12 protein-coding genes are annotated in these 12,208 nt (G+C 25.2%); 11 read left to right on the top strand and 1 reads right to left on the bottom strand.

The features are described 5' to 3' along the window. Positions 1-121 precede the first annotated feature (121 nt). A complete protein-coding gene (locus tag QOZ93_RS11600; protein ID WP_307356640.1) occupies positions 122-1,300 on the top strand; it encodes a GH25 family lysozyme in 1,179 nt (392 codons plus the stop codon). A 145-nt stretch (positions 1,301-1,445) separates the two neighbouring features. Here QOZ93_RS11600 and QOZ93_RS11605 read toward each other — a convergent pair whose 3' ends face one another. Continuing rightward, a complete protein-coding gene (locus QOZ93_RS11605) occupies positions 1,446-2,120 on the bottom strand; it encodes an NAD(P)H-dependent oxidoreductase (RefSeq protein WP_307356642.1) in 675 nt (224 codons plus the stop codon). A 185-nt stretch (positions 2,121-2,305) separates the two neighbouring features. On the opposite strand from QOZ93_RS11605, the gene QOZ93_RS11610 reads away from it, so the two are divergent. From QOZ93_RS11610 to cas3, 10 genes are all read left to right on the top strand, one after another. After that, entirely contained in the window at positions 2,306-3,337 is a 1,032-nt protein-coding gene (locus QOZ93_RS11610) for a conserved phage C-terminal domain-containing protein (protein ID WP_307356643.1), read from the top strand. Between the two features lie 196 nt (positions 3,338-3,533). After that, positions 3,534-3,722: a hypothetical protein gene (locus QOZ93_RS11615; RefSeq protein WP_111942166.1), complete on the top strand. Its 189-nt coding sequence runs from the start codon at positions 3,534-3,536 to the stop codon at positions 3,720-3,722. 224 nt (positions 3,723-3,946) lie between these two features. Further along, positions 3,947-4,114 (top strand): aspartyl-phosphate phosphatase Spo0E family protein, encoded by a 168-nt coding sequence (locus QOZ93_RS11620; RefSeq protein ID WP_111942168.1) that lies wholly within the window; start codon positions 3,947-3,949, stop codon positions 4,112-4,114. Positions 4,115-4,528: 414 nt separating this feature from the next. Then, positions 4,529-4,681: a helix-turn-helix domain-containing protein gene (locus QOZ93_RS11625; protein ID WP_307356645.1), complete on the top strand. Its 153-nt coding sequence runs from the start codon at positions 4,529-4,531 to the stop codon at positions 4,679-4,681. A gap of 63 nt (positions 4,682-4,744) precedes the next feature. Next, on the top strand, positions 4,745-5,701 hold the full coding sequence (locus tag QOZ93_RS11630) for a helix-turn-helix transcriptional regulator (protein ID WP_307356647.1): 957 nt from the start codon (positions 4,745-4,747) through the stop codon (positions 5,699-5,701). A gap of 66 nt (positions 5,702-5,767) precedes the next feature. Further along, on the top strand, positions 5,768-6,502 hold the full coding sequence (gene cas6 / locus QOZ93_RS11635) for a CRISPR-associated endoribonuclease Cas6 (protein WP_307356648.1): 735 nt from the start codon (positions 5,768-5,770) through the stop codon (positions 6,500-6,502). 17 nt (positions 6,503-6,519) lie between these two features. After that, entirely contained in the window at positions 6,520-8,220 is a 1,701-nt protein-coding gene (gene cas8a1 / locus QOZ93_RS11640) for a type I-B CRISPR-associated protein Cas8b1/Cst1 (RefSeq protein ID WP_307356650.1), read from the top strand. After that, positions 8,213-9,097 carry a type I-B CRISPR-associated protein Cas7/Cst2/DevR gene (gene cas7i / locus QOZ93_RS11645; RefSeq protein WP_307356652.1) on the top strand — a complete coding sequence of 295 codons (885 nt, stop codon included), beginning with the start codon at positions 8,213-8,215 and terminating at the stop codon, positions 9,095-9,097. Before cas8a1 ends, cas7i begins: the two co-directional genes overlap by 8 nt. Before the next feature lie 8 nt (positions 9,098-9,105). Next, positions 9,106-9,843: a type I-B CRISPR-associated protein Cas5b gene (cas5b, locus tag QOZ93_RS11650; RefSeq protein ID WP_307356654.1), complete on the top strand. Its 738-nt coding sequence runs from the start codon at positions 9,106-9,108 to the stop codon at positions 9,841-9,843. A 60-nt stretch (positions 9,844-9,903) separates the two neighbouring features. Continuing rightward, complete coding sequence (gene cas3, locus QOZ93_RS11655; RefSeq protein ID WP_307356656.1) at positions 9,904-12,201, top strand: CRISPR-associated helicase Cas3'; 2,298 nt, start codon at positions 9,904-9,906, stop codon at positions 12,199-12,201. The last annotated feature ends 7 nt before the right edge of the window (positions 12,202-12,208 follow it).

Below are 12,208 nucleotides of genomic sequence, written 5' to 3' on the forward strand. Positions count from 1 at the left end.
CTAATCTCCTTTCCGAGGGGGATAATGATTTTGTGGTGAAACTATTGTAACTCTAGGGATGAGATAGTTCAATGTTCATATAACTTAACAGAACGACGAAGGAAAACGGGGGAGAAATTATATGAAAAAAAAAGTATTAGGAAGCCTTGTCGCTTTTACACTAAGTATCAATTTATTTAGCATTTCAACTTTTGCTGCCACAAAAGACATAAATACCCTTTATAAAGAGGCGTATGATGCAACAAATACATGTCTAAAGGTCAGAACTCAACAATCAGTTAAAAATGCTAGACAAGCTATAAGTAAATTACCTAAAAATATCACATGGGCTATAGGTGAATTTTCAAAACAAGTTGATTCAGTACAACAACCAATTTTCGTAAAACTACTTAATTGCTTAAGCAAAGCTAAAAATACTAAAAAACAAGCAGATATTAATGTAACAAAGAAAATGATCAATGATGTAATAGAAACACAGTATAAAAGAACTTGGTCCTCAGAACTAGATAAAGTTCAACAGGAAAAAATAAATAAGTTAGTTACTTTAGTAAATAGTAATAAAAAGGATGATAATACTGTTAATGCTATTAAAAACGAATTTAATGATATAAAAACAGTTCAATACAATGATGCAGTAGCAAATTGGATAAAAAACTATTCTAAAGATGTAGAAAAGGCTCTTAAAGTTAAGGAAAGTTGGGATATGCCAAGTAGAAATCCTAATAATTTAAAAGGAATAGATGTTTCTAACTGGCAAAGTAATATAGACTTTAAGAAAGTTAAAGAAAATGGGGTACAAGTAGTTTATATGAAAGCTACAGAAGGCTGTACTTATAAAGATAAGTATATGGAGCAAAACTATAGACAAGCTAAAGAAAATGGATTAAACGTAGGATTTTACCACTTCTTTAGAGGAAAAGGAATAGAAGAAGCAAGATATTTTTATAATACAATTAAAAATAAGTCATATAATTGTAAACTAGCTTTAGATGTAGAATCAGCTAATGGAATGAGTAAAAATGAATTAACAAATCAATGTTTAATTTTTATGCAAGAATTAAATAGACTTTCAGGTAATGATGGAGTAGTATATACTTATACAAACTTTGCATTAAATAACTTAGATTCTCGTCTTTCAAAATATTCATTATGGATAGCTCATTATGGAGTACAAGCACCTGGTAGAAATAATATATGGAGGGATTGGGCTGGTTTCCAATATTCCTCTAAGGGAACAGTACCTGGGATTAACGGAAATTGTGATTTAGATGAATTCACACCTGATATTTTCGTTAATTAAGAAGTTAATTTTTATAATAAAATAAGTTTTAGTAGGGATTATAAGATTAAAACCTCTTTAAGTTAATGAATAACAAATAAAGACATTGTTATTCTGCTTAAAAGAGGTTTTTATATTTTAAAGTATAATATTTTTTATGACTAAATTATATCCATTCTACTATATCATTCATAGATTGTCTTGTTTTGGCATGTTTAGGATCATCTTTTCTATATCCTAAAGCAACCATACAAGAAACTCCAAAATGCTTTGTATCTAAAATTCCCTTATCTATTAAAAGTTTTTCTACTTTTGTTTTGTCGAAACCCTCTATAGCACATGAATCTATTCCTATTTCTGCAGCGGCAGTCATCATATTTCCAAGAACAATATAAGTTTGTTTACAAGCCCAATCAAACATAGCTCTATCACTTTCTAGTAAGTTTAGATCATTTTCTTGAAAATTCTTATAAAATTTGCTCTTTATAGAAATGATTTTATCAGGAAGTTTTTGAACTGATTTCATAAAGTCTAATACAAATTCAGAATCGTATTTCATGTCATTTATAGTTCTAGCAAGTATTATTACATAATGACTACATGTAGATAGTTGTTTTTGAGCTCCCCAGCATAAAGGTTGAAGTTCTTCTTTTAACATTTCATTTTCAACAACTAGGAATTTCCAAGGCTCAAAGCCGAAAGATGCAGGAGACAACCTAGCTACTTCTAAAATAAAGTTAAAATCTTCCTTAGAGATTTTTTTAGAAGAATCAAATTCCTTACAAGCATATCTAAAGTTATGTGCATTTAAAATTGAAGTTTTTAAGTTAGCATTATCCATTATATTTACCATCCTTTATGTTTTCTATATTCATATTTACCCTATATTTTATATAGTAAGATTAAATCGGACTTTTTACAACTAAGTATTTTAGAAAAACTTTAAAAAAATTTTAAAATTTCTTGTTCAATTGCATATATACAGGTAGGAGATAAAATAATTAGTTAAATTAGGAGGAATTTAAAATGAAAAATTCTATTTTAGGGTTTAATCAAAGAAAATTAGTAGAATTAGGACTTTCTTTACATGATGCACTTATACTAAGATATTTTGTGGATTTTAAGGATACTGGAAAGATGAAAAAGGAAGAAGTAAAAGGGGAAAATTATTACTGGATTAAATATGAGGGCTTAAAGGAAAGTTTGCCTATTTTAAATATAAGTAAAGATAGGATTTATAGAAAACTTAGAAATTTGGTTGATTGTGGAATTTTAAAACATAAGACTATTAGAAAAAAAGGTACTTATTCATTTTATACTTTAGGAGAGAGATATGCAGAATTAATAGAAGAAAATGTAGATGATAATAATATTGAAGGTAAAGAAGAAACAGTGTCATATGAAGAACAGGATAATAGTGATGAAAATGTGGGTATAAATGATAATATTAAATGTAAAGAAATCCGTACTGAAGATGAAGAAAAGACAAGTTGTAGTATAGAGAATATTCAAGACGGATTAAATGATCATATGGTAAAAATACCTGAGGGGTCCGTTGAAAATACCGTAGCCCCTAAGGTAAAAACACCATACCCTTATGGTGAAAATAACGGAGCAAAGAATTACTCTTTAAAAGACTCATCTTTAAGAGATAATAATCTACTAAAAGATATAATAATAAATATTGTGGATTATCTAAATAAAATGGCAGGAACTAAGTATAAAGTAAGCACTAAAAATACTCAAGTTTTGATTAAAAAAAGGTTAGAAGAGGGATTTAGTGAAGAGGATTTTAAAGTTGTTATAGATAAAAAAGTTGGGGAGTGGGAGAATAATGCCCATATGGTTAAATACTTAAGACCAGAAACTCTTTTTGGACATAAGTTTGAATCTTATCTAAATCAAAAAGAAATAAATATGGAATTAAATGATTATATAAGTAATTCTTTATATACAAGAAAAGCTAATTTTAATAATTATCCTCAAAGGACCTATGATGGAAGTGATGGAGGATATACCTTATCTGAAATAGAAAATAGGTTGTTAGGATGGCAATAAACATTTCTTTGTAAATAAAAGGATAGGTCTAAATAAAAATAATTTATTCTTATATTTAGAATATAATGTTATAATTGAAATATAACTTAGTTACTATGATTACACATTATAAATTGACGATTAAATATTGATAAACGCGGCGGTTTAAGCAGAAAAATTTTTATACATAAAACAAAAATATATGGGGGATTGTCTAATGCAAAAGTATATGAAGAAATATTTGATTGTTTTTTTAGGCATAGTATTTATCCGTTTTATTTATAGTTTAGTAACAAAAGCTCCTTTTTTCGATATGGTATTTTTCTTAGGAATAGTAGGGCTTTTTATAGGAATAAGCATAGTAGATTTTATAGTGTACAAAACTGGTAAGGACAGAGAAGAGTAAGGGTAATTTTATATAATATTTATTTTAGAAAGTAATATAAATATAGTTTTATAAGTATTAAAACAATTTATTGTAATTAGAATAAGTTATATAATGAAAATCATTAACTTAAATTGAATAATATGTAAAAAAAGAAATCATTTATTGTGATTTCTTTTTTTTATGAATTTTATAGGTAATATTCCTCAAATTTCTATAAAGTAAAAGTAGAAAGGAGGGATATTATGTTAAAAGAACAGATATTATTAGATAAAATAGAACAAACTAGAAGTAAATTAAACAAGTTAATAAATGAAGAAAATCAACTTGTAAATGAAGAAGTTGTTTCATTAAGTCAAGAATTAGATCAATTACTTAATGAATACGATGAACTTCTAAAACAAAATAAGTAATTTGATCTAAGGTAAAAGTAGAAGACATCCTGTTTTTTTAGGATGTCTTTTATGAAAGTGATGAAATAAAAATAATTATAAGGTAGAGATGAGTGAAAAATAAATAATGAAAATGTTGGCTCTACAAAATATAATTATGTTTAAGAATTAATTATTATGGTATACTTTTAACAGGAAATTATATTAACTAAGTGGTATGTAAATTTAATTATTTAAATGCAAAAAAAATAAAGAAACTTTTTTATATTAACTATGTGGAAAAATGAGAAAAAGCTAGATATAAAGAAAAAACATATAATATTATCTTTAGTCAAAGTTTATCAAAAGTAATTAAAAGTTGATAAAACTATATAAGATGATATTATTGTATTATATAGTACCATTAATAATTTAAATGCAAAAGGATGATATATAATGCCTAAAAAAATAAGTGATGAAAAAAGAAAACAAATTTTAAATTATGCCTTAAAGTGTGATAATTTTTCTTATGTAGCTAGAAAATTTGGAGTAAGTCCTAGTTATGTTAGTAAAATAGTTAAGGAATACAGAAATAATTTGTTAAAATAAAGTAACTTAAGGATTTAAGTTACTTTATAAAGTTATTATTAGACAGAAAGGAGAATAGTTTTTATGAGTAAAGTTTCTAATGCTATAAATATGCTTATTTTACTTAACAGTAGGGGTAAAATGAAGATTAGAGAACTTGCAGATCTTTTAGAAGTAGATGAGAGAAGTATAAGAACTTACAGAGAGGAATTAGAAAAAGCTCGTATTTTTATAGAATCTACTAAAGGTAAATATGGTGGTTATAAGTTGCTTTCTAAGGAGTATTTATTAGGTTTAGATTTAAATGAGCAAGAATATAAAATTTTATTTATGGCAAGGGAATGTTTAAAAAAGAATAATTTTGTATTCAATAAAGAATATGAATTAATATTAGATAAAATTAGAGTAGCTAAGAAAGAATATGAAAAATCAGATACTGAAAACACTTATTTTGTTAAAGGCAATACATTGAATTATGATTTTATGAAAGAAAAGAATTTATGTATAAATTTAAATTCTGCTATAGTTTCTAAAAATAAAATTAAGATAAAATATATTAATGCGAATAATATTGCAAAAGAAAGAGTTATACGACCATATGAAATTTTTCAATATGAAGGGGCTACTTATATTTTAGCCTATTGTGAATATAGAAAAGAAATTAGGCAATTTAAGTTATCAAGGGTAGAAGAATACGAAATTTTAAAAGAAAAGTTTGATGAAGATAAAGAATTTGATTATAAAAAATATATGAGTAATAGATTTGGAATTTTTAGTGATAAAGAGATGGAAATTAAGATAAAGATAAAATATCCAATAGCTAAAGCAGTTCAAGAAAGAAAGTGGGTTGATAACCAAATAATAGAGAAGGTGAACGAGAAAAATAATTCTTATATAATTTTTAAAGCTAAAGTTAAAGGAATAACAGAAGTAAGAAGTTGGATTCTATCAATGGGTAGTAGTGCTTATGTTATAGAGCCTAAAGAATTAAGAGAATGGATACAAGAGGAAATTGAAAATACACAAAAATTATACAAATAATTTTTAAATGTGACAACATACTTCCACATTAGAGGGTATAATTATAAATATAAGGAGGTGAAAGCAATGAGATTGAGTTGTATATATAGAACAAAACAAATTCCAGAAGCGTATCAAATGATGTTTGTAAGTCTTATTAAGGAATGCTTAAATAAAACAGATAAAGAATATTATGAGAAAGTATATAAATATAATAATGAAAAAAATAATAAAAAGCCTAAAAATTTTTGCTTTTCAGTCTACATGAAAGGTTTTGAAAAAGAAGGAAGTATCTTTAAAATACAAGATAAAGTTATTTTAAATATAAGTTCGCCAGATTATGAATTTATACTTAAAGTATATAATGGATTACTAAGTTTAAAAGAATTTAAGTATAAAGATTTTTCTATTAATAAAGTGAAAATAAATTTAATTAAGGAAAAGAATATTAATAAAAATAGAGTAGTTTTTAATACTTTATCACCTATGTATATAAAAGATAAAAATAATAATCCAGTGTCTATTGAAGACGAAAACTATGAAAAAGAATTAAATTATATAACAAATGAAAGTTTAAAGGGGTATAGAGGTACTGGATTAAAAGAGTCTCTTAAATTTAAGCCTATAAAGATGAAAAAGAAGGTTGTTAAGGAGAATATAAGAGGATTTAGAGAAAAAACAAATAAAATTTATTGTTACGTTAATAGTTACTCAGGAATATTTGAACTATGTGGAGATGTGAGTGATTTACAAGATATTTATATGCTTGGAATTGGATTTAAGCGTGGACAAGGATTTGGTATGCTTGAATTTATAGAGTAGGGAGGTGAAAAATAAATATGAGCAGCATAAAATTAGAATTATCAGATTGGCTTTATAATGCTGGTATAGTAGGACTAGTTAATATTATTCAGCATAGTGATGGGGAGTTTCAAAAAATTAATAATCAGTGTATAGAAATTGACTCTAGCCAGTTAGAAAATTTTGAAGAAAAATATTTTAACTATTTTATAGATAAGTATTTAAAATTTACATCTTGGTATAAAATAGTAGAATTTCAGGGTTATATAGAAAATTTAGATATAGAAAATTTGTCTAAAGAACAGATAGAGAAGATAAATAAATATATAGAGTATATAAAATATAAATTAAAGCTTAATAGTTATAAAAGTGCATATAAATTGTCAGAAGATGATTCACTAGATGTTTTAAAGATGGAAAAAGAATTAAAGAAAATTAACTTAACTAAAAAGCAAACTTTAGAGGATACTGAAGTTAATGAAAAAGTAAAACTAACAATTAATGTAATAAAAGATATAATAGAATATTTAGAAAGAGACAAAGTAAAACGATATATATTAACAAAAAACGTTATATATGATATTATAGATAATTTTTGGGAAGGGGTAAGTTTCTTACATACTTCTAAAAGTAATAGCGATATGTATTGCGAATATAAAGAATATTTCATTAATAGTGTAATGAATTACTTAAATTTAGATAAAAGTAAGGATAAATATCATTGTTTTACTTGTGAAAATACACTTTCTAAGTTATCTAAACCAATTGCATATGAACTTGCTTGGATAAATAAAATGGGAGTGGATATGTCAAGAAAGTCTTCTCACTTTTGGAACTTTAATGGAGATTCTTATATATGTCCCATTTGTAATTTAGTATACTCTTGTATTCCAGCTGGATTTACAGTTTTAAAGGGAAAAGGTTTATTTATTAATGAAAATTCAGGTGTAAATACTTTAATAAACATAAACAATCAATCTTTAGATAATGTTTCTACCATAGAACAATTAGAGGATATTAGCTATTTTTCATTAGTTGATAATATGGAGCAAGGGGCCATAGAGCAAACGAAAAAAGAGGTAGATAATATTCAGGTTGTTAAATTAGATTCACAAAATGAAAGAAGACCATATACTTTTAATATTTTATCAAAAGATAAGTTAAAGGTTATAAACAAACATAAAGAAAAATTAAAATCTATGATAAAAGTTCATATAAAAATTTCTAAAGATGAATATTTAAATTTATATACTGAGGTTTTAAATAGATTATATAATGGACATAACTTATTTGATCTTATATATAAGTTAAGTTATTTAAATTTAAATGGTAGTTTTAAAAATATGAGATATGTAGATATGATTCTTAAAATGAATAAAGATTTATTAAGAGGAGGAGGAGAAATGAGTAATATTAAAATTGAAGATAAATTAATAGATAATTGTAGAAGTTATGGATATTATCTAAGAAAAGCTTATGAAGAAAAGAAAGCTGAAAATAAATTAGGTGGTATTTCTTATAGATTATTGAATGCATTAAAAACTAAAAATGTAGCTAGATTTATGGATACTTTATTTAATTCCTATATGTATTTGAATAAATCAATCCCTTCAACTTTTGTAGAAGCTTTAAAGGATAAAGAAGATTTTCAAACTATAGGGTATGCATTTTTATTGGGAATTCAAAGTGGAGATGGAAAGAGTAAAAATGAAAATAAGGAGGATATTATAGGTGAATAGAAAAGGATTAACAGCAAGTTTTATTTTTGAAGCAGAAAGTGGAAACTACGGAGAAGGAGTAGGGAATGTTACAGCTCTAAAAAAAGTTTCAAGAGGTAGTGGGGAAAGTTATTCTTATATATCAAGGCAAGCTATTAGATATAACATAATAGAGCAAATGGGAACTAATAATACTCCATTAGATGTTGATGGCTCAGTTATTCAATTCGCACCAGAAGCTACAATTAAAGATTATGCAGAAGTTGATTTATTTGGCTATATGAAAACAAAAAAACCTGCTAAAACACGTTCAGCTGTAGTTAGGTTGTCTAATGCAATTTCTCTTGAAAGCTTTAATGCTGATTTGGATTTTTTAACTAATAAAGGACTTTTAGATAGATATAATGAACAAGGTAAAGATATTAAAGATGGTGGTAATATAGCACAAAGTGAAATTCATAAATCTTATTATGCATATACAATAGCTATAGATTTGGACAAAGTTGGAATTGATAAAAATGATAATATAGAAATTTCAAATGAAGAAAAAACAGAAAGAATAAAAAATTTTCTTAAGACCTTAAAATTCTTGTATAGAGATATAAAAGGAAGACGTGAAAATTTATCACCTATTTTTGCAATAGGTGGGGTATATGATATTAAAAATCCTTTCTTTGAAAATAAATTAAAAGTAAAAGACAATAAAATAGTTGTAGAAACAATAAAGAATGTATTAGAACTTGATGAATCTATTAAAGAAAATACATTTTGTGGTTTAATAGAAGGTATTTTTCAAAATGATACTAAGATTAAGGAAGAATTAGAGTCTTGTACTATGAGTGATTTCTTTAAAAAGCTTGAAGATAAAGTAGAAGAATATTATAAGCAAAATAAGTAGGTGATAAAATGAAGGCTATAATGCTTAAATTAACTCAAAATTTAGTTAATTACAAAAAACCTACAAGCTTTCAACTTAAAGAAACATATCCTTTACCACCATATTCTACAGTTATAGGAATGATACATTCGGCATGTGGATTTGAGGAATACAAAGAAATGGATATTAGTATTCAAGGAAAGCATCATTCAAGGATAAATGATCTATATACAAGATATGAATTTGCAGGAGCTAGTTTTGAAAATGGAAGACATAATATTAAATTAAGAGACGATGAAAAAAAAGACAAATTTTATGGGGCTATGAGGGGAGTTTCTACTTGTGAACTTTTAGTAGATGTAGAACTATTGCTGCATATAAGACCTAAAGATGAAAGTTTAATACCTATTATATATGAAAATTTAAAAAATCCACAAGAATATATATCTTTAGGGAGAAGAGAGGATATCGCAAGGATTGAGAAAGTAAAGATTGTTGAAATTAGACAAGATGAATTAAAGATAGATACATCTTTAAAGTATGATGCATATATACCAATTACATGTTTTGATGAAGAAGATTTTGAATCTAAAGCTACTATTTATAATTTAAATAAAAAGTATACTAAGATTACAATAAAAAAAGGTACGGAAATAAGAGATTGGGAAAAGGTCAAGGTTATTCATGGTATAGCTAATAGAGATTCGATTTATAAAGGAACAAATACATTTATAGATGAATTTAACAATATTTTATTTCTTGCTTAGCTTACAAAGGATAGGGGATTATGCCTCTATCTTTTATTTTAAAATTTTAGGGGTGATTTTTTGAAAAATTTGTTTTTAGCTAAAACTAAGAATAGAGAAACTATAATAGAACATACAGATAAACTTCATAAGAATTTTAAAAAATTAAAGAATCTATATGGAGATATTCAAAATTTGGATTGGGACATACTTGAAACAGCTTGTCTCTATCATGACCTAGGAAAAATTAATACTAAATTTCAAAATAAAATAATAAAAAGACTTAATGAAGAAGAAATGAAAAAAGAAGAGAAAGATAGAGAGTTTTTAGAAGAATTGCAAGATGAATTCAGTGAAATAGAAGAAATACCACACGGATATTTAAGTCCAGCTTTTTTAGATGAGGATAAACTAAGAAAAAAGTATTCCAAAGATGAAATGAAAATTTTGTATCAAAGTATATATTTTCATCATAATAGAGAAAAGTTAGATAATCATGATGAATTGCAAGTTATAGTAGATAAAGATTTATCTAAGTATCTTAATGATTTTGAATATGAAGATATAGGAAAAATAGAAAATTTAAATGATTCTTTTATTAGATATATTAAAAGACGAATACCAGATGTTGATAAAGATTCAGAAGAAACTATTAAAAAATATATTATGACAAAAGGATTGCTAAATAAAATTGATTATTCAGCTAGTGCAGATATTGATATAGAACTAAAAAATGAAGATTTATTTGAAAAAACAGAGCAATTTTTTAAAAATAAAGGTTTTAAACCTAATAAGTTACAGGAGTATATGATTAACCATCAAGATGATAATAATATAATTAGAGCATCTACTGGAATAGGAAAAACAGAAGCAGCTTTATTTTGGATAGGTAATAATAAAGGTTTTTTTACACTACCATTAAGAGTATCTATAAATGCTATTTTTGATAGAATTATAGAAAAAATTCAATTTTCTAAGGAAAAAACAGGAATGCTTCATTCGGATACTTCTTCAGAATATTTGAAAAGGAATAATAATGAGATTGATCGAGACCATTTAGATAGAACAAAACAATTATCGCTTCCTATTACAGTATGCACTTTAGATCAACTAGTAGACTTTATATTTAAGTATGAAGGATATGAATTAAAATTAGCAACTCTTTCTTATTCAAAACTTGTTATTGATGAGATACAAATGTATTCCCCAGAAATGGTAGCCTTTCTAATAGTAGCATTAAAACATATTACTGATATGGGAGGAAAATTTACTATAGTAACAGCTACACTTCCACCAGTATTTCTATATTTTTTGGATATGTTAAAAATTAAATATAATAAACCAGAACCATTCTATAAAGAGAATAAAGAAAAGAGTCAATTAAGACATAAGATGCAAGTAATAGAAGAGGATATTAATACTAACCACATTTTAGAAAATTACAAAAATAAAAAAGTTCTTGTAATTGTAAATACAGTGAAACAAGCACAAAGAATTTATAATGAACTTAAACAAAATATTAAAGATGGTACAAATATAAATTTATTTCATAGTAGATTTATAAAAATGCATAGAATGGATAAAGAAGAAGAAATTTTAAGAATAGGTAATTTAGAAACAAAGGATACAGGAATTTGGGTTACAACTCAAGTAGTAGAGGCTAGCTTAGATATTGATTTCGATGTTTTGTATACAGAGCTTTCTGATATATCTGGCCTTTTACAAAGGATGGGAAGAGTTTATAGAAATCGTGAGCTAATTAAAAATTATACTAATATTTATGTATATACTGGAAAAAATAAATATCCTTCAGGTATAAGTAATAGTGATAATTCAATTATAGATAAAGATATATTTGATTTATCTAAAAATGCGCTTTTAAAATATGTGGATCATAACTGCAATGGCAAAGAAATAGATGAAGAAGATAAAATGAAACTAGTAGAACATGTTTATTCCGTAGAAAATTTAAAAGATAAAAATTATTTTAATAAAATAAAAGAAGTTATTAATAAAACCAAAAATGTGTTAGCTTATGAAACCGATAAAAAGAATATTAGTTTAAGAGACATACAAAATACTGATATTATACCATACTGTATTTATGAAGAATATAGAAATGAGATTGAAGAGCAATTAAATATAGTAAAGGAGTCTAAGGATTTTAACGAAAGATTACTAGCTAAAAATGAAATCAGAAATTTTATGGTAAGTATACCAACTTATGAATTTGAAATTGCAAATAAAAATGCATGTGTATTAAGGAATATAGAAGTAAATAAATATTTACAAATTCCACTTATAGATTATGATTATACTTTTGAAAGTGGTCTTAAAAGACCGGATTTTAATGAGAAAATAGATAACCAATTTCTTTAAAATTATA

Source organism: Hathewaya limosa, assembly GCF_030815255.1.
Taxonomy (GTDB): domain Bacteria; phylum Bacillota; class Clostridia; order Clostridiales; family Clostridiaceae; genus Hathewaya; species Hathewaya limosa.